Here is a 17,709-nt window from a genome sequence, read left to right as displayed (position 1 = left end):
GTCCCGGCCAGCGAGGCCGCCGCGATTGGCTCAGCGCTGCCGGGGATTATCGTTAAAATGTCGCCGTTCCGACGACCCGCGGCGAGTTTGAGCCTGACCAGGCACTGCTTTTCGCAGGTGCTTCGCCAGCGGGTTGAGGCTGGACCCGCAGTTGCACTGCCATTAAAGCGACACCACATTTCGCCATGCTAGATCCTCGCGCACAAACTCTGCTTAAAACCCTGATCGAACGCTATATCGCTGACGGCCAGCCAGTAGGCTCGCGCACGCTGTCGCGTTTTTCCGGTCTGGAACTGAGCCCGGCGACCATCCGCAACGTGATGTCCGACCTCGAAGAGCTTGGGCTGGTGACCAGCCCACACACCTCCGCTGGACGAGTGCCGACGCCGCGAGGCTACCGGCTCTTTGTCGACACGATGCTGACGGTTGAATCGGCGGCTGACGAAGAAGCGGTGATGCGGGTGGTTCAGACCACGCTGCAAGCGGGCGAGCCGCAAAAAATCGTGGCTGCGGCGGCGAGCGTGCTGTCCAGCCTGACGCAGTTTGCCGGGGTCGTGCTGACACCGCGCCGTAGCCATGTCTTCAGGCAGATCGAGTTCATGCGTTTGTCCGACAAGCGCATTTTGCTGATCATTGTGACGCCCGAAGGCGACGTGCAAAACCGCATCATGGCGACCCAGCGCGACTTCTCGCCATCGCAACTGACCGAAGCGTCGAACTACATCAACGCGCATTTTGGCGGATTGTCGTTTGACGAAGTGCGCAGGCGTTTGCGCGAGGAAATTGACGAGCTGCGCGGCGACATGACGACGTTGATGCACACCGCCGTCACGGCCAGCACGGACGCCGCCGATACCGGCGAAACCTTGCTGATCTCGGGCGAACGCAACCTGCTGGAGGTTGCTGATTTGTCGTCCGACATGGCGCGTTTGCGCAAGCTGTTTGATGTTTTTGACCAGAAAACCAGCCTCCTTCAGTTGCTTGATGTGTCCAGCCACGCTCAGGGCGTGCAGATTTACATTGGTGGCGAATCGACTCTCGTGCCCCTCGAAGAAATGAGCGTGGTGACGGCTCCTTACGAGGTGAACGGCAAGGTGGTCGGCACGCTCGGCGTGATTGGGCCAACCCGGATGGCCTACAACCGGGTGATTCCGATTGTTGACATCACGGCGCGGCTGCTGTCGTTGACGCTGAACCAGAAGTAAGCGCACGGAGCAGACGATGCACTGCATTGCTTGCCAAAGCTCAAAGCTCGGGCTTCGTGCAGCACGCCCGAGATGGTGTAAGGCCCATGATGCTTGACTAGCTGTGCTGCGCCAATCGGCCGGATGGCCAGGTGGGCAACGGCCAGGGCGTGGCTATAATGCGTCACCTGAATCCATGGCCCGCTGACTGCGGTTCCCGTTGCCTATGCGTTTCGATCTAGAGCGTCCATCGCAGCCCACCGCGTCACATCGTGTTGCAGTTTTGCTGATTAATCTCGGCACGCCAGATGCACCCACACCACGCGCGGTACGCCGTTATCTCGCACAGTTTTTATCTGACCGGCGTGTGGTTGAAATTCCGCCGGTGCTCTGGCAAATCATTTTGCGTTTGCTGATCCTGCCGCTGCGTGGCCGCACGTCGGCCAAAAAATACGCCTCGGTGTGGTTGCCGGAAGGCTCGCCGTTGCGGGTTCACACTGAAAAACAGACCGAAGGCCTGCGCCATCTGCTGCAAATCAATGGCTACGCGGTGCCGGTCGAATACGCGATGCGTTATGGCACCCCCAGCATTCCCGCGATGCTGAATCAACTGAAGCTCGCAGGCGCTGAGCGCGTGCTGCTGATGCCGATGTATCCGCAATATTCTTCATCCACTACAGCCACGGCTTTTGATGCCGCTTTCGCGGCGTTGCGGCGCATGCGCAATCAGCCCGAAATCCGCACGGTGCGTCATTACGCCGATCACCCGTCCTATATCGCCGCGCTCGCAGCACAAGTGCAGAACTACTGGCATGTGCATGGCCGGCCGGATTTTGCCGCGGGCGACCGGCTGGTGCTGAGCTTTCATGGCGTGCCGAAGAGCACACTCGATCTGGGCGACCCGTATCACAGCCAGTGCCAGGTCACTGCTGCATTGCTGATCCAGGCGCTGGGCTTGAGCACGGTCGAATGCCGCGTGACGTTTCAGTCACGCTTTGGCCGGGCCGAATGGCTCCAGCCTTATACCGCGCCGACGCTAAAAGAACTGGGCGCAGCCTGTGTTGGGCGGGTGGATGTGTTTTGTCCAGGATTTACCGCCGATTGCCTTGAAACCATTGAAGAAATCGGCATGGAAGTGTGTGAGGAGTTCAAACAGGCGGGCGGTAAGGTGTTCCACCGGATTCCATGCCTGAATTCCTCTACCGCATGGATCGCCGCCCTCGGCGAGATCGTGGCGCAAAACCTCCAGGGCTGGCCGGTGCATACGCCGCCAGTGCCTGGCGCTAGCTCATGAGTCCACGCCGTATCCAGTCCCATCAAGCGCTTGGTTGACCACCATGAATTACCGTATCTCGACTGAACCTGACGCGCGTTTGCGTATTGATAAATGGCTGTGGGCGGCACGGTTTTTCAAAACCCGCTCACTGGCGGCGGATGCGATCGAAAAAGGCCGCATACGGGTGGGAGGCGTTCACGTTAAACCCGCACGGGACGTGCGCGTGGGCGAACTGATAGAAATCGAGATCGACCGGATGGTGTGGCAGGTGACAGTCTTGGGTCTTTGCGAGGTGCGCGGCCCTGCAACCGTCGCGCAAACGCTGTACGCGGAAACGGCTGAGAGCCGGGTGCGGCGGCAACAGGAGCTGGAGCGGCGTAAAACCTTCCGCGAGCCCGCCGCAACCTTGCACGGGCGTCCGACCAAACGTGACCGGCGCATTATCGACAAGCTAGCTGGAGAGGATTGACCGGGTTTTCCAGGGCAGCGTGAATTTCGTCGTATTCAGAGGCGTTTTTACTGATCGCCCCGGACAGACAGATGGTCGTGGTTGTCGCAATCAGCACTAGGGCGACCAGCGAAATGGCAAAGGTCAGTTTCATGGCACTTCTCTGAAATAGCTGCCAGACAAGATGGTGTGCTGGCAGGCAGGAGTGGCGGTTCGTGGCGGTTCGTGGCGGTTCGGGGCGGATCGCGCACGCCAGCCGCGGCGTCGCACAGCCCGTTAGCCCAGTCTAGGCGAGCCATCAGACGGTCTCAATCTCAATTTGATTAAAACTCTGTCATGCGCCGGTCATTGATGTAACCCATTCTTTCTATGCACCGGTTCTGGGCAAAAATTCACGGCGAATCTTGAATTAGTGTTTTCGAGCCTCATCTACGCCGCCAGCTAGCAATGGCGGCACGGGGTGGTTTTGCCAAACCCGCGCCGCTGCCCTTTGCTTTCACTTTTCTAACGACTTTCAGCGATATGGAAAACAAGCAAGAGAACCCATCAGGCCTGCATCCCAATTCTGCGGAAGAGCGCTCCCACGAAGCCGATAGCATCGAACAGGGCGCTAGTTCAATCGAAGCCGAACTGGCCGATGCCCAGGCAAAAATCGCCGAGCTGCAGGAGAGTTTTCTGCGAGCCAAGGCCGAAACAGAAAATGCCCGCCGCCGCGCCCAGGACGATGTTGCCAAGGCGCACAAGTTTGCTATCGAAAGTTTCGCTGAGCATTTGCTGCCAGTGATCGACAGCCTTGAAGCGGCGCTTGAGCATGCGTCAACCGATCTGGACAAAGTGCGTGAAGGCGTCGAGCTGACCTTGCGTCAGCTCACCGGCGCACTTGAAAAGGGCCGCGTCGTCGCACTCAATCCGATAGGCGAGAAATTTGATCCCCATCAGCATCAGGCGATTTCAATGGTGCCCTCCGAGCAGGAAGCCAACACCGTGGTTTCCGTGCTGCAAAAGGGTTACGTGATTGCCGACCGGGTTTTGCGCCCGGCGCTCGTCACGGTGTCGCAGCCAAAGTGAGCTCCGAAGTGACTTCGATTCCCGTCGACGCTACTGCGTTCGCCACCTTCGACATGCAGGAGTTAAGCGCCGAAACGTTCGATGCCGCGCTTGAAGCTGCTGACGATGCGCTGGCGGTGGTCTTTTTCTGGGGGCTCGACTGTTTTAACTGTGAGGTCGCCAAGAAGGCGATGCTGACGCAGCCCGAGGCGATTCGCGCACTCGGGCTGAAATGGTTTCACAGCAATGTCTATGTCCACCGCGATTTAGGCCGGCGCTTTATGTTGCATGGCGTGCCGACCTGGTTTTTCTTTCATCGCGGCAAGCGGCTGGGCCGGGCCACCGGCTGGCATGGGCTCGCCCAGTTTGAGGCAGCGGTTGCCGCCGCCCGCAGCAAGATTCATGCCGCAGGCGGCGCTGAGCCAGTTGCAGACGCAAAATAATTGCAGCGTTTATCGCAAAAAGTCTTGAAAACGAATTGAACGCACTTATGTTGAGTGCAGGCAAAAATTGAAGGGAAATGTCCTGTAGCCAGCCTGTTCAAGGCGCTGTTCAAGGCACTTCCCGCGGTCATCAAATTCAGGAGATTAAAAAATGGGCAGAATCATCGGTATTGACCTGGGCACCACGAACTCGTGCGTCGCCATCATGGAAGGCAATCAGGTCAAGGTTATTGAAAACCTCGAAGGTGCGCGCACTACGCCGTCCGTCATCGCTTATATGGCCGACAACGAAATTCTGGTTGGCGCTCCCGCCAAACGCCAGTCGGTCACCAATCCAAAAAACACGCTGTACGCGATCAAGCGCCTGATCGGCCGCCGCTTTGACGAAAAAGAAGTGCAAAAAGACATCGCGTTGATGCCTTACTCAATCATCAAGGCTGACAACGGCGATGCATGGGTCGAGGTGAATGGCGAGAAGCTAGCACCGCCGCAAATTTCGGCGGAAGTGCTGCGCAAGATGAAGAAAACCGCCGAAGACTACCTGGGCGAGCCGGTCACCGAAGCCGTGATTACCGTTCCTGCGTACTTCAACGACAGCCAGCGTCAGGCCACCAAAGACGCGGGCCGTATTGCGGGGCTGGAAGTCAAGCGGATCATCAATGAACCAACTGCTGCGGCACTGGCGTTTGGTCTGGATAAAGCTGAAAAGGGCGATCGCAAGATTGCGGTGTATGACCTGGGCGGCGGCACGTTCGACGTCTCGATCATCGAAATCGCTGACGTTGATGGCGAAATGCAGTTTGAAGTGCTGTCCACCAATGGCGATACGTTCCTCGGCGGTGAAGACTTTGACCAGCGCATCATTGATTACATCATTGGCGAGTTCAAGAAAGAGCAGGGCGTGGATTTGTCGAAAGACGTGCTCGCGCTGCAACGCCTGAAAGAGTCGGCGGAAAAAGCCAAGATCGAGTTGTCGTCGGGTCAGCAGACTGAAATCAATCTGCCGTACATCACCGCTGATGCGTCAGGTCCGAAGCACTTGAACCTGAAAATCACCCGCGCCAAGCTGGAAGCGCTGGTGGAAGAGCTGATCGACCGCACCATCGAACCTTGCCGCATGGCAATTACCGATGCGGGCGTGAAGGTTAGCGAAATCGACGACGTGATTCTGGTCGGCGGCATGACGCGTATGCCGAAGGTGCTGGAAAAGGTGAAGGAGTTCTTCGGCAAGGAGCCACGCCGTGACGTGAACCCGGATGAAGCCGTGGCCGTGGGTGCTGCGATTCAGGGGCAGGTGTTGTCGGGCGATCGCAAGGACGTGCTGCTGCTGGACGTGACGCCGTTGTCACTTGGCATCGAAACCCTCGGTGGGGTGATGACCAAGATGATCACCAAGAACACGACCATCCCGACCAAGCACGCTCAGGTGTATTCGACGGCAGACGACAACCAGGGTGCGGTCACCATCAAGGTGTTCCAGGGTGAGCGCGAAATGGCAGCACGCAACAAGCTGCTGGGCGAGTTCAACCTTGAAGGCATTCCACCTGCTCCACGTGGCACGCCGCAAATCGAGGTGACTTTCGATATCGACGCCAACGGCATCTTGCATGTCGGCGCGAAAGACAAAGCCACTGGCAAGGAAAACCGCATCACGATCAAGGCAAACTCAGGTCTGTCTGAAGCCGAGATCGAACAGATGGTGAAGGATGCGGAACTCAACGCTGAAGAAGATCACAAGCTGCGCGAACTAGCCGATACCCGTAACCAGGGTGATGCGCTGGCACACAGCACGAAGAAGGCGCTGGCCGAATATGGCGACAAGCTTGAGGCGGGCGAGAAAGAAAAGATCGAAGCTGCGTTGAAAGACCTTGAAGAAGCGCTGAAAAGCGCGACGAGCGATAAGGCCGAGCTCGAAGCCAAAATCGAAACGCTGTCGACGGCTTCGCAAAAAATGGGCGAGAAGATGTATGCCGACATGCAGGCCGCCCAAGGTGCCGCAGGCGCAGCCGCCGGTGGCGCAGGTCATGCCGCAGGCAGTGCACAGCCACAGGATGACGTGGTCGACGCTGACTTCAAGGAAGTAAAGAAAGACTAATGCCAGGTGCAGTTTCACTGCAAAGCCGCGCCCAGCGATGGGCGCGCTCTGGTTGCAAGACGTTATGCATCCAGTTAGATGCATGAACGGTTTAAGCGCCTGGTGAGCCCTGCGGGGTTCTCCGGGCATCTTTGTTTTTATGGCGGGTATCGGGTAATGGGCTGCATTCAGGCGCATTGCCACGGCCACATGGGTCGCAAGACTCCACCAGCATTCAAGAGGAGCCACGGCGCGAGCGCGCTGAGGCGTTGAACCGATATGGCGAAACGGGATTATTACGAGGTTCTGGGCGTTGCAAAGAACGCGAGCGACGACGAAATCAAGAAGGCTTATCGCAAGCTGGCGATGAAGCATCACCCTGACCGCAATCCGGACAACAAGGATGCGGAAGAGCATTTCAAGGAGGTGAAGGAAGCCTACGAAATGCTCTCGGATGGGCAAAAGCGTGCAGCGTATGACCAGTACGGCCACGCGGGCGTTGATCCCAACATGGCAGGCGCAGGTGGTCAGGGTTTTGGCGGATTTGCCGACGCGTTCGGCGATATTTTTGGCGACATCTTTGGCCAGGCGGCAGGCGGTGGTTCACGCGGTGGCCGTGGCGGCCCGCAGGTGTATCGCGGCGCTGATCTGCGCTACAGCATGGAGATCACGCTGGAGCAGGCCGCGCATGGTTACGACACGCAAATTCGCGTGCCAAGCTGGGTTTCGTGTGAGATCTGCCACGGCTCGGGCGCGAAAACCGGCACCAAGGCGGAAACCTGCCCGACCTGTAACGGCTCAGGCGCAGTGCGGATGTCGCAGGGCTTTTTCAGCATTCAGCAAACCTGTCCGAAATGCCATGGCAGCGGCACGTATATTCCGGACCCATGCGCGAACTGCCACGGTGCTGGCAAGGTAAAAGAAACCAAAACCCTGGAAGTGAAAATTCCAGCGGGGATTGACGACGGCATGCGGATTCGTTCGTCGGGCAACGGCGAGCCTGGGCTCAACGGTGGTCCTTCGGGTGATCTGTATGTCGAGATTCACATCAAGGCTCACTCGGTGTTCGAGCGCGACGGTGACGATCTGCATTGCCAGATGCCGATTCCGTTCACGACAGCCGCGCTCGGGGGCGAGATTGATGTGCCGACGCTGGCTGGCCGGGCTAGCTTTACGGTGCCGGAAGGCACGCAGTCGGGCAAGACGTTTCGTTTGCGGGGCAAGGGCATCAAGGGCTTGCGTTCGAGTATCGCGGGTGACCTGTATGTTCACGTTCAGGTTGAAACGCCAGTCAAGCTCACCGAGACCCAGCGCGATTTGCTGCAGCAGTTCGAAAAATCACTGGTCGAAGGTGGCGCGCGGCATAGCCCGCAAAGCAAAGGCTGGTTTGACCGGGTGAAGAGCTTTTTCGATTAGGCAGTGGTGTCAAGCAGGCGGAATGGATGACGGTTGATGACCGGCACGCGGTGTTCGCGTTGCTCGATGATTGTGAGGCGACGGCTGCGCATCCGTTTAGCCGCTTGTACACGGGTTTTATGCATGAACGAGTGTGTGCCGATCCGGCCAGACTCAATGAAATCTGTGAGGCGCTTGAGGCAGATATACGCCGCGGTTTGCATGCCGTGGTGCTGGCCGATTACGAATGGGGCTACCGGCTTCAGCTTGGGCTTCCCCCTCAGCCTTCGTGTCAACTAACGCAGCGCGGCTTGCCCGCGCTGCGTTTTTTATTGTTTGAACGTTGCGACAAGCTGGCGCGTGCTGATGTCGACGCCTGGCTGGCGCAGCAGGACAACGGGGCGCTGACGCCCTCCGTAGCGGGCACAGCAGGCATGCGTGAGAGCGTGACGCCGGGCGAGTTTAGCGAGGCCATCGACGCGATTCACGCTGCGTTGAGCGCGGGCGATGCTTATCAGGTGAATTACACCTTCCGTCTGGCATTCGAGATGTTTGGCGCTCCTTGCGCGTTATACCGGCGCTTGCGTGTGCGTCAGCCGGTGCGCTATGGCGCGTTGATGGCGTTGCCGGGCGAGCAGTGGATGCTGTCGTGTTCGCCTGAACTGTTTTTGCAGAAGCAGGCGGCCACCCTGAGCGCGCGGCCGATGAAAGGCACGGCGCGCCGTTCTTCCGACCCCGTAGTTGATCAGCAAGCCGCTGATTTTCTCGCGCACGACCCGAAAAATCGCGCTGAAAACGTGATGATTGTCGACTTGCTGCGCAACGATCTGGCGCGTGTGGCTGACATTGGCTCGGTCAAGGTGGCCGGGCTTTTTTCGCTTGAAGCCTATGCCTCGGTATGGCAAATGACGTCGACGGTGCAGGCTCGCTTGCGAGCTGACCGGACGTTTGCGGACGTGCTGCGGGCGCTGTTTCCGTGTGGCTCGATTACCGGCGCGCCGAAACATCGCACGATGCAGTTAATCGACGCGCTGGAAACGACGCCGCGCGGGCTGTATGCCGGTGCCGTGGGCTGGCTTGAGGCACCGGCTGAGGGTGCGCGTTGCGGCGATTTTTGCCTGTCGGTGGCGATTCGCACGTTGACCCTGGAGGCTCCTGGCCCGCGCGGCCTGCGTTGCGGAACCTTGGGCGTGGGCGCGGGCATCGTGCTGGACAGCCGTGCCGTTGATGAATATCAGGAGTGTCAATTGAAGGCTTCTTTTTTGACCGATGCAGATCCGGGCTTTCAGTTGTTCGAAACGATGTATGCGAGCCGCGAGGATGGCGTCCGGCATCTGTCTCGCCATCTGGCGCGCTTGTCTGACAGCGCCAGGTGGCTGAACTTCAGCTTCGATGAAGCGCAGGTGCGAACGTGTCTGGATCGTGTGCTCGCCAACCTGCCCGCGTTGACACCGCAGCGCCTGCGTCTCGCGCTGGGCAAGCACGGCGGCCCTGAATGTGTGGCCATGGTGCTGTCACCTCTGCCACAGCCAGAGGTGAACGTGATGCTTGCGCCAGATCATGGTTTCGAGCCGATGCAGACCAGCGATGCCTTGTTGCAGCACAAGACCACCCGGCGCGCTGCCTACGATACCGCCTGGCGTATGGCCGAAGCGCATGGCGCATTCGACATGCTGTTCTTCAATGAACGTGGTGAGCTGACCGAAGGTGGCCGTTCGAACGTGTTTGTGAAGCTGGATGGACGCTGGTGGACGCCGCCGTTGCGGTCTGGCGTGTTACCCGGTGTGATGCGTGGCGTGTTGCTGGACGATGCCGTGTTCGGCGCGGCTGAGCGTGTGTTGACACGTGATGAGGTGTTGCGCGCCGAAGCGCTGATGCTGAGCAATGCATTGCGCGGTGCCATGCCCGCGCGTCTGGTTTGAACTGGTGGCCTTGCTGCAACAAGGCCACCGCACATGGCATAGGTGTGAACGCGCGCGGCGGATGTTTCAGAACGGCTCGTCTGCATCGAACCAAGCGATAGCACATTCAGTTGAACGCCTGCGTAGCCAGATCATGAGCTGACTGGCTACGCGAAGCTTGAATGAGCAGACATTTTTCAGGCGGCTTCAGACGACTTCCGGTGACTTTAAGCGGCTTCAGACGGCTGACTGAAACTGCTAATGCCGGGTCTGGCTCGCTTTGCTCTTGCAATACCTCGTATGCAACCCGGGCCGCACGGAGATATTGAAGCCGGCATTGATTCAAAAATTCAAAACGTATGTTCGGGTCCAGGAAAGACGCCTTCTTTTACTTCATGCACGAAGGCCTGAACGGCGGCCAGAATATCCGGCCGTCCCTGCATAAAATCCTTCACGAAGCGCGGCCGTTTGCCTGGGTAAATGCCCAGCATGTCGTGCAGCACCAGCACCTGGCCTGAACAGTTAACGCCCGCTCCAATGCCAATGGTCGGGATGCTGAGGTGTTGTGTGAGTTCGGCGGCTAGCAGCGTCGGAATCGCCTCAATCACCACCAGTTGCGCGCCTGCGGCTTGCAGTGCGAGCACATCGCGGCGCAACTGGGCTGCGCCTGCATCGGTTTTGCCTTGCACCTTGAAGCCGCCAAACGCATGCACGGACTGTGGCGTCAGCCCGATATGAGCGCATACCGGCACAGCCCGCTCAATCAGAAAACGCACGGTATCTGCGAGCCACTCCCCTCCTTCGAGCTTGACCATTTGCGCGCCTGCCTGCATCAGGGTGACCGCATTGGCGAACGCCTCAGCCGGTGTGCCGTAGGTGCCAAAGGGCAGATCTGCGACGATGAGCGCGGCTGGCTTCGCTCGTGCGACGCAAGCGGTGTGATACGCGATATCCGCCAGCGTGACTGGCAGGGTGGTCGCGTGGCCTTGCAGCACGTTGCCGAGCGAATCGCCGATCAGCAATACGTCGACTCCGGCGCGATCCAGTAGCCCGGCAAAGCTCGCGTCGTAACAAGTTAGTACGGCGATCTTTTCACCCGCATCGTGCATCGCTTGCAGCTTCGGGACGGTAATGGCGTTGCGGCTTGTGTCCTGCAGATAACTCATGGATCAATCCGTTGAAAAAGAAGCGAGACGCAGGCCGCAAGAATGGTCTGCGCAATTAAAGGAGTGAGGCTTGGGCCCCAGGCGATCAAAGGGGGCGGGCGAGGGCTGGAGTGGGCCAGGTTAGATCCTGTTAAAGCGAGGTGCCCTTGACGAAAAATTCCTTGCGGCCGCGCATGGTTTGAATCCGTTCGGCGAGTAGCGTCAGGTCCGCTTCTGATTCGAGCGGGTTCAGATGTTCGGCGTTAACGGTTAACACCGGTGCTTGATCGTAGTGATAGAAAAACGTGTTGTACGCGTCGCATAGGGCGCGCAGGTACGCGTCGGAGATTTGCAGCTCCATGGCCACGGCACGCTTCTGGATGCGCGAGAACAGAACCTCAGGGCTGGCCTGCAAATACACCACCAGATCGGGCGTGGGCGCAGGGGTGTCGATGCGGGCCGCGAGCATGCGGTACAGCTGCCATTCGTCTTCGCTCAGGGTCAGGCGTGCGAAGAGACTGTTCTTCTGCATCATGAAGTCGGTGATAAGCGCTGTGCTGGGCAGATGCGCGGCGATCTCCTGGACTTGCTGTGCGCGCTGCAACGCGAAATGCAATTGCACTGGCAGCGCGTAGCGCGCGGTATCGCGGTAAAAGCGTTCGAGAAACGGGTTGTCTTCGGGCCGCTCGAAGAGCGTGCGCATTGACCAGCGCTCTGCCAGCCGCTGCGCCAGCGAGGTTTTGCCGACGCCGATGGGCCCTTCGATGGCGATATAGCGAAACGGAGGCTGCGAAGACGGTGCAGTGACGGTTAGCGGCGGGGTGCTCATGAGCAGTTTTCGCTGGTGGGGGCGGTCTGGCTGTCCACGCCAGAGCCAGATGTGCCAGCTTGCGCTGGGCACTGGCAGGGGGACTTCATCCGTTCGATACGCTGGCTGGCGACAGCCGCGAGCAGGGTTTCAGCGCGGCCATGCCGTGGAATGGTGAGCGTGGCGTCGATTTCAACCAGCGGTGCCAGCGCAAACGCGCGGGCGCTCAGGCGTGGATGCGGCACGATCAGATCGGGCTCGTCGATGCAATGCTCACCGTACAGCAGGATGTCGAGGTCTAGTGTGCGAGGGGCGTTGCGAAACGGCCGCTCGCGGCCGAAATGATGTTCGATCTTGTGGCATAGCGCCAGCAGATGGCGCACTGGCAGCGCGGTGTCGAGTTTGACGACGCAATTGTAGAAATCGTCACCACGGGCATCAATCGGCGCGGTGCGATACAGGCTTGATTTGGCGAGCACGGTGAGTGTGTGTTGCTGGGCAAGGCACACTACCGCGTCTTTCAGGGTCTGGCGCGCATCACCGAGATTCGCGCCGAGGCCGAGATAAGCAACCGTCATGGCATAACTTCCTGCGACTGGGTCATTCGACGGCTGTTGCCGCAAACCGGGTCAATCTTCGTGCGTGCCGTTACGGCTCGCATCGCTGAATGATTCCTGATTGCCGGCGTTCGTGCCGCCTTCCATTGCCTCGCCCGACTTGCGGCTTCTGGCGCTGCTGCTGCGGCGCCGCCGTTTGCGCGGTGCCTTGTCTTTCTCACCCTGGCTCAGCAGGGTTTCGCGCGCCGTGGCATCGCCGTCGATAAAGTCAGTCCACCACTGGCCTGTTGCTTCATCGAGTTCGCCGGATTCGCAGCGCAACAGGAGGAAATCATACCCCGCTCTAAATCTTGGGTGTTCCAGCAGCTTGAGCGCGCTGCGGCCTGAGCGTTTTTCGAGGCGCTGTTGCAGACCCCAGATCTCACGCATATCTGACGAAAAGCGTTTGTGGATGGCCAGCTTTTCGGTTTGCATGTCGAGCACGTTGTCCATCGCGCGATGCAGCGCGGGCATCGAATGCTCGCCAGCCGCTTCGTACTGCTGCCAGCGTTGCTGCACGTCGTACCAGAGCAGCGTGGCGAACAGGAAGCCCGGTGAGACGGTTTTGCCTGCCCGCACGCGCCGGTCGGTACTGGTCAGCGCCAGCGTGATGAATTTTTCGGCATGCGGCTGTTCGAGCACTACGTCAAGCAAGGGCAGTACGCCGTGATGCAAGCCTTCCTTGCGCAAGCGTTGCAGGCACGCCAGCGCATGGCCGGACAGCAGCAGCTTGAGCATCTCGTCGAACAGGCGTGCGGCTGGCACGTTGTTGATGAGATCGGCCATCTTCTGGATAGGCGCACGGGTGCTGTCTTCGATCTCGAAACCTAGCTTGGCGGCAAAGCGCACCACCCGCAGCATCCGCACGGGATCTTCGCGGTAACGCGTGGCGGGGTCGCCAATCATGCGCAACAGACGCGCCCGCATGTCCGCCATCCCGTCGTGATAATCGAGCACGGTTTGCGTGGACGGGTCGTAATACATCGCATTGATCGTAAAGTCGCGCCGCGTGGCGTCTTCGTGCTGCTCGCCCCAGACGTTGTCGCGCAGCACGCGCCCGCTGGCATCAACTGCGTGTGTGCGGCGGTCGAGTTCATCGCGCTTCAGGCGGCGTGGGGGCGCGGCATCGGCGGCAGGCGGATCAACCAGCGCGCGAAAGGTCGAGGTTTCGATGATGTCCTGGCCAAACTGCACGTGCACGATCTGAAAGCGCCGCCCAATGATGCGGGCCCGGCGAAACAGCTTTTGCACCTGATCGGGCGTGGCATCGGTGGCGACATCGAAGTCTTTCGGGGCGATGCCTAGTAACAGGTCACGGACTGCCCCGCCGACGATAAACGCCCGATGTCCGGCTTGCTGCAGCCCATCGGTGACGCGGATCGCATTGCGAGAAATCAGCGCGGGATCAATGCCATGAACTTCTGCTGCGATGATCGCGGGCACTTCCGGATCGCGGGATTTTTTACCGCGCGGGCGTGTCGTTAGTTTGCGGCGTGATTTGGTTGGAGGTGAAGGAGTAGCCGTGGTGGCGTGGCGCTCGTTGCGTGCGCCAGATGCGGCTGCTTCGGCGGGAGCGGGCTCCTGTCCGAGCAGCTTGCGAATGAGTTTTTTTATCACGTCGGTTGGAATAGTTCGAGGATGCGCCAGCCACGTGCTTGCGCGTGAGCGCGAAGCGTCGCGTCCGGGTTGGTCGCTACCGGGTCGGTGACTTTTTCAAGCAGCGCAATGTCGTTGTGTGAATCGCTGTAGAAATAGCTGCGCGAAAAATCCGCCCAGGTTTTGCCGAGCGAGGCAAGCCAGGCCTCAGTGCGGGTGATCTTGCCTTCGCGGTAGCTCGGTATGCCAGCGGGGCGGCCAGTATAGGCGGAGCGGGGATCGCCATCGACGGTTTCGGCGTCGCAGGCGATCAGGTGATCTATGCCGAAGGCTGCGGCGATAGGTGTGGTGACAAACACATTGGTGGCCGTGACCATGCAGCACAGGTCGCCCGCTTTGCGGTGCTGGCGCACCAGATCTAGTGCGGCAGGGCGAAGCGCGGGCTGAATCACGTCCTGCATGTATTGCGCGTGCCATTGGGCGAGCTGTTCGCGTGAATAACGCGCCAGTGGCGTGAGCGTCGAAACCAGATACGCCTGAATGTCGAGCTGCCCGGCCTGGTAATCCGCGTAGAAGCGGTCGTTGTCGCGGGTGAAGCGCTCACTGTCAACCAGTCCGTGGCGGACCATGAAGCGGCCCCATTCGTGGTCGCTGTCGGTGGGGATCAAAGTGTGATCGAGATCGAAGAGGGCGAGGTTAGTCATGGGGGCGCATTTTACTTGAAGCGGGTGAAGGCGCGGCGCTTGCTCCAGCCGCAACGGGCGCGGCTTCGGGGGAAGCCAGCATCGCGCGCAAAAGCGGCAAGGTGACGGCACGTTTTTGTTCGAGCGAAAAGCGGTCGAGCGCATCGAGCAGCGTCATCAGGCTAGGCATGTCGCGCCGGAAATGCGTGAGCAGATAGGCCGGCACGCCGTCGTCCAGCGCGATGCCACGTTCGTGAGCGGCATGTTTGAGTACGGCCGCCTTGCTGTCGTCGGGCAGCGGGGCGAGATGGAACACCAGCCCCCAGCCCAGGCGGGTGCGCAAATCTTCGCGCACGGCGAGCGCGAGCGGCGCGGCATTGCCCGCCGCAATCAGCGCGCTGCCGGGGTGGGCCCGGACTTCATTGAACAGGTTGAAGAGGGCGATTTGCTGCGCACCGGAGAGGCGATCGCAATCGTCGATGGCATAGAGCGCGACGCGCGGATCAAAACCGAACGCGGCGAGGCTGCTTTGCGGGCTGATAAAGCGCGCGTGTCCCGCCGCAGCTTCGTGAATCAGCGCTTGCAGCAGATGCGTGCGGCCGCTACCGCTTTCGCCCCACAGATAGAACGTGCGGTCAGCCACGGGGCCCGCTGCGAGCGCGCCATCCAGCGCGCGCAGCCGCGTGACCAGTTCCGTGTTGCTACCGGTGAAGAAATTATCGAAAGTCGATGGCGGCGGCGTCCCGAGATCGAGCGTGAGCTGTCGAAGCACAATGCCTGCTGGGTAATGAAGGATTAAGAGATGGAGAATACCGGGTTGGCGCGGGCGTCAGTTTTTGTAGAGCGTGCTGGCGAGATAGCTTTGACGCAATTCACGCAGTGCGACGGTGAGAATCGCACTGACCGGCAGCGCAATCAGCACGCCGAAAAATCCGAATAACTGACCAAAAGCGAGCAGCGCGAAGATCACGGCTAGCGGATGCAGGCCGATGCGCTCACCGACCAGCCGTGGCGTCAGGAAAAAGCTTTCGAGGATCTGGCCCACGCCATACACCACGGCGACCGCACCAAAACCGTACCAGTTGCCGAACTGCAGCAGCGCGGCAAGCAGCGCCAGCGCGAGGCCGGTGGCGTAGCCGATATACGGAATAAAAACCGCCAGCCCGGTGAAAATGCCCACTGGCAATGCGATCTCAAAACCCGCCACGGTTAATGCAACTGCGTAAAACACCGCGAGCACGCCCATCACCAGCAACTGCCCCCGCAGGTATTGAGACAGCATTTGATCCATGTCGCGGGCGAGCTGCATGGTCTTGTCGAGCCAGCGGCGCGGAATGAAGCCCTGAGCGCGCGTGAGCATGCGGTTCCAGTCATACAGCAGATAAAACAGCACCAGCGGCACCATGACGAGATTGCCGATGAGCGTCATCATCACGTTGCCGCTGGTGCGAATGGAGGTCCAGGCATAGGCCGCGATAGTTTGTGCGCTGCCTTCCAGCTGGCCCATCACGAGATCGCGCAGACTGGCGAAATCAAGTGAATTAGCGAGACCTAAATAAGCCAGCTTGGGTTGCAGCCAGTCGCTGACATGGGTGAGTAGCACGGGCACTTGCTGCTTGAGCTGCGGGCCTTCTTTCTGGATCACCGCCAGCACGAGCAGCACCAGCATCATCATTAGGAGAGTGAACAGCAGCATCATCAGCAAGGCTGCGAGCCCGCGTGGAACCCGCTTACGCACGAGCCATGCGACACCAGGCTGAAGAATGTAAGCGAGAATCGCGCCGAGTAAAAACGGCGTTAGAACTGGGCTGAGCAGCCATAGCAAAAAGCCGAGAGCGAGTGCGATGGCGAGCCAGATAAATGCGCGCCGCTGATACGGCATGAGAACCGAGGTGTTTGGCTGCAAAGTGTTTCCCCTTGTCTCGTTGGAATTGGGCGAATTGAAGCCGGGTGGCCGTCATCGGGTAAAATCGCATTTTACCGACCTTCCTGCGCTCTCCCCCCATGAATCAACCGAAATCTGCCCCTGACGCCCAAGGTTTGTCGTATCGAGACGCCGGCGTCGATATTGACGCGGGCGACGCCCTGGTCGACGCGATCAAGCCATTTGCCAAAAAAACATTGCGTGATGGCGTGCTGGGCGGCATCGGTGGGTTCGGTGCACTGTTCGAAGTACCGAAAAAATACCGCGAGCCCGTGCTTGTATCTGGCACCGATGGCGTTGGCACCAAGCTGCGGCTGGCCTTCCAGCTCAACCGGCATGACACCGTGGGCCAGGATCTGGTGGCGATGAGCGTCAATGACATCCTCGTTCAAGGTGCCGAGCCGCTGTTCTTCCTTGACTATTTCGCTTGCGGCAAGCTGGATGTCGGCACCGCGGCGACGGTCGTCAAGGGTATCGCCCAAGGCTGTGAGCTGGCGGGTTGTGCGCTGATCGGGGGCGAGACGGCTGAAATGCCCGGTATGTACCCGGATGGCGAATACGATCTGGCCGGCTTTGCGGTCGGGGCGGTCGAAAAAAGCAAAATCATCAATGGCCGCACGATTGCTCCGGGCGATGTGGTGCTGGGGCTGGCGTCAAGCGGGATTCATTCGAATGGCTTTTCACTGGTGCGCAAGATCATCGAGCGTGCAAGGCCTGATCTGAATGCTGATTTCGATGGCCGCTCGCTGGCCGATGCGCTGATGGCTCCCACGCATATTTATGTCAAGCCGCTACTCGCGCTGATGGAGCAAATCACCGTCAAGGGCATGGCGCATATCACTGGCGGTGGTCTGGTCGAGAATATTCCCCGGGTGCTGCAAGACGGGCTGACCGCTGAGCTCGATCATCGCGCGTGGCCGCTGCCGCCGCTGTTTGGCTGGCTGCAGCAGCATGGCGGTGTGGCGGATGCGGAAATGCATCGGGTGTTCAATTGCGGCATCGGCATGGCCGTGATTGTCGCGGCAGACGATGCAGCCCGTGCTACCGGCTTGCTGTCTGCTGCGGGCGAGCAGGTGTGGCAGATCGGCGTCGTGCGTGAGCGCGCAGCAGGTGAGGCGCAAACCATCGTGGTTTAAGGCCGCCTGGTTGATGGCCTTCCTGGCCGTCAGCGAGTTTTATCAGCCTCCTG

17 protein-coding genes are annotated in these 17,709 nt (G+C 59.7%); 9 read left to right on the top strand and 8 right to left on the bottom strand.

Annotated features, from left to right (window positions below; genetic code table 11):
* The first annotated feature begins 185 nt into the window (after positions 1-185).
* From hrcA to GH656_RS12015, 3 genes are all read left to right on the top strand, one after another.
* On the top strand, positions 186-1,205 hold the full coding sequence (gene hrcA, locus GH656_RS12025; protein ID WP_153076146.1) for a heat-inducible transcriptional repressor HrcA: 1,020 nt from the start codon (positions 186-188) through the stop codon (positions 1,203-1,205).
* 205 nt (positions 1,206-1,410) lie between these two features.
* The gene (gene hemH, locus GH656_RS12020) at positions 1,411-2,478 is read left to right on the top strand and encodes a ferrochelatase (RefSeq protein ID WP_153076145.1); all 1,068 of its coding nucleotides are present in this window, start codon (positions 1,411-1,413) and stop codon (positions 2,476-2,478) included.
* A 43-nt stretch (positions 2,479-2,521) separates the two neighbouring features.
* Positions 2,522-2,929 (top strand): RNA-binding S4 domain-containing protein, encoded by a 408-nt coding sequence (locus tag GH656_RS12015; RefSeq protein ID WP_153076144.1) that lies wholly within the window; start codon positions 2,522-2,524, stop codon positions 2,927-2,929.
* On the opposite strand, the gene GH656_RS17780 is transcribed toward GH656_RS12015, so the two are convergent.
* Complete coding sequence (locus tag GH656_RS17780) at positions 2,901-3,062, bottom strand: hypothetical protein (RefSeq protein WP_174769748.1); 162 nt, start codon at positions 3,060-3,062, stop codon at positions 2,901-2,903. The two genes, GH656_RS12015 and GH656_RS17780, sit on opposite strands and share 29 nt — an antisense overlap.
* A 368-nt stretch (positions 3,063-3,430) precedes the next feature.
* Here GH656_RS17780 and grpE point away from each other — a divergent pair, with 368 nt between their 5' ends.
* The 5 genes from grpE to GH656_RS11990 all read left to right on the top strand — a co-directional run bounded on the left by grpE (position 3,431) and on the right by GH656_RS11990 (position 9,789).
* Entirely contained in the window at positions 3,431-3,976 is a 546-nt protein-coding gene (grpE, locus tag GH656_RS12010; RefSeq protein ID WP_153076143.1) for a nucleotide exchange factor GrpE, read from the top strand.
* Positions 3,977-3,984: 8 nt separating this feature from the next.
* A complete protein-coding gene (locus tag GH656_RS12005) occupies positions 3,985-4,398 on the top strand; it encodes a thioredoxin domain-containing protein (protein WP_153076142.1) in 414 nt (137 codons plus the stop codon).
* A 151-nt stretch (positions 4,399-4,549) separates the two neighbouring features.
* Positions 4,550-6,493 carry a molecular chaperone DnaK gene (gene dnaK / locus GH656_RS12000; protein ID WP_153076141.1) on the top strand — a complete coding sequence of 648 codons (1,944 nt, stop codon included), beginning with the start codon at positions 4,550-4,552 and terminating at the stop codon, positions 6,491-6,493.
* A 258-nt stretch (positions 6,494-6,751) separates the two neighbouring features.
* Complete coding sequence (gene dnaJ / locus GH656_RS11995; protein WP_153076140.1) at positions 6,752-7,888, top strand: molecular chaperone DnaJ; 1,137 nt, start codon at positions 6,752-6,754, stop codon at positions 7,886-7,888.
* Positions 7,889-7,914: 26 nt separating this feature from the next.
* A complete protein-coding gene (locus tag GH656_RS11990) occupies positions 7,915-9,789 on the top strand; it encodes a chorismate-binding protein (protein ID WP_153076139.1) in 1,875 nt (624 codons plus the stop codon).
* 329 nt (positions 9,790-10,118) lie between these two features.
* Here GH656_RS11990 and panB read toward each other — a convergent pair whose 3' ends face one another.
* The 7 genes from panB to GH656_RS11955 form a co-directional block, all read right to left on the bottom strand.
* Positions 10,119-10,934, bottom strand: coding sequence for a 3-methyl-2-oxobutanoate hydroxymethyltransferase (gene panB, locus GH656_RS11985; protein WP_153076138.1), 816 nt, complete (start codon positions 10,932-10,934; stop codon positions 10,119-10,121).
* Positions 10,935-11,064: 130 nt separating this feature from the next.
* Positions 11,065-11,742 (bottom strand): deoxynucleoside kinase, encoded by a 678-nt coding sequence (locus GH656_RS11980; RefSeq protein WP_153076137.1) that lies wholly within the window; start codon positions 11,740-11,742, stop codon positions 11,065-11,067.
* Positions 11,739-12,299: a 2-amino-4-hydroxy-6-hydroxymethyldihydropteridine diphosphokinase gene (folK, locus tag GH656_RS11975; protein ID WP_153076136.1), complete on the bottom strand. Its 561-nt coding sequence runs from the start codon at positions 12,297-12,299 to the stop codon at positions 11,739-11,741. The genes GH656_RS11980 and folK overlap by 4 nt, the downstream gene beginning before the upstream one ends.
* Positions 12,300-12,350: 51 nt before the next feature.
* Positions 12,351-13,934, bottom strand: coding sequence for a polynucleotide adenylyltransferase PcnB (gene pcnB, locus GH656_RS11970; protein ID WP_153076135.1), 1,584 nt, complete (start codon positions 13,932-13,934; stop codon positions 12,351-12,353).
* The gene (locus tag GH656_RS11965) at positions 13,931-14,617 is read right to left on the bottom strand and encodes a histidinol-phosphatase (RefSeq protein WP_153076134.1); all 687 of its coding nucleotides are present in this window, start codon (positions 14,615-14,617) and stop codon (positions 13,931-13,933) included. The genes pcnB and GH656_RS11965 overlap by 4 nt, the downstream gene beginning before the upstream one ends.
* Positions 14,610-15,368 carry a DnaA regulatory inactivator Hda gene (hda, locus tag GH656_RS11960; protein ID WP_153076133.1) on the bottom strand — a complete coding sequence of 253 codons (759 nt, stop codon included), beginning with the start codon at positions 15,366-15,368 and terminating at the stop codon, positions 14,610-14,612. The genes GH656_RS11965 and hda overlap by 8 nt, the downstream gene beginning before the upstream one ends.
* A gap of 57 nt (positions 15,369-15,425) precedes the next feature.
* Positions 15,426-16,502, bottom strand: coding sequence for an AI-2E family transporter (locus GH656_RS11955; protein ID WP_153076132.1), 1,077 nt, complete (start codon positions 16,500-16,502; stop codon positions 15,426-15,428).
* A 98-nt stretch (positions 16,503-16,600) separates the two neighbouring features.
* Between GH656_RS11955 and purM the strand changes: the two genes are divergently transcribed.
* Positions 16,601-17,656, top strand: coding sequence for a phosphoribosylformylglycinamidine cyclo-ligase (purM, locus tag GH656_RS11950; protein ID WP_153076131.1), 1,056 nt, complete (start codon positions 16,601-16,603; stop codon positions 17,654-17,656).
* Positions 17,657-17,709 lie beyond the last annotated feature (53 nt).

The organism is Paraburkholderia bonniea (assembly GCF_009455625.1).
Taxonomy (GTDB): domain Bacteria; phylum Pseudomonadota; class Gammaproteobacteria; order Burkholderiales; family Burkholderiaceae; genus Paraburkholderia; species Paraburkholderia bonniea.
This window is presented reverse-complemented; position numbering and strand designations above follow the sequence as displayed.

Excerpts from the sequence above, each read along its gene's own strand:
- hrcA (WP_153076146.1), top strand. The coding sequence starts at position 186 with ATGCTAGATCCTCGCGCACAAACTCTGCTTAAAACCCTGATCGAACGC.
- hemH (WP_153076145.1), top strand. The coding sequence starts at position 1,411 with ATGCGTTTCGATCTAGAGCGTCCATCGCAGCCCACCGCGTCACATCGT.
- GH656_RS12015 (WP_153076144.1), top strand. The coding sequence starts at position 2,522 with ATGAATTACCGTATCTCGACTGAACCTGACGCGCGTTTGCGTATTGAT.
- GH656_RS17780 (WP_174769748.1), bottom strand. The coding sequence starts at position 3,062 with ATGAAACTGACCTTTGCCATTTCGCTGGTCGCCCTAGTGCTGATTGCG.
- grpE (WP_153076143.1), top strand. The coding sequence starts at position 3,431 with ATGGAAAACAAGCAAGAGAACCCATCAGGCCTGCATCCCAATTCTGCG.
- dnaK (WP_153076141.1), top strand. The coding sequence starts at position 4,550 with ATGGGCAGAATCATCGGTATTGACCTGGGCACCACGAACTCGTGCGTC.
- dnaJ (WP_153076140.1), top strand. The coding sequence starts at position 6,752 with ATGGCGAAACGGGATTATTACGAGGTTCTGGGCGTTGCAAAGAACGCG.
- GH656_RS11990 (WP_153076139.1), top strand. The coding sequence starts at position 7,915 with ATGACGGTTGATGACCGGCACGCGGTGTTCGCGTTGCTCGATGATTGT.
- panB (WP_153076138.1), bottom strand. The coding sequence starts at position 10,934 with ATGAGTTATCTGCAGGACACAAGCCGCAACGCCATTACCGTCCCGAAG.
- GH656_RS11980 (WP_153076137.1), bottom strand. The coding sequence starts at position 11,742 with ATGAGCACCCCGCCGCTAACCGTCACTGCACCGTCTTCGCAGCCTCCG.
- folK (WP_153076136.1), bottom strand. The coding sequence starts at position 12,299 with ATGACGGTTGCTTATCTCGGCCTCGGCGCGAATCTCGGTGATGCGCGC.
- GH656_RS11965 (WP_153076134.1), bottom strand. The coding sequence starts at position 14,617 with ATGACTAACCTCGCCCTCTTCGATCTCGATCACACTTTGATCCCCACC.
- purM (WP_153076131.1), top strand. The coding sequence starts at position 16,601 with ATGAATCAACCGAAATCTGCCCCTGACGCCCAAGGTTTGTCGTATCGA.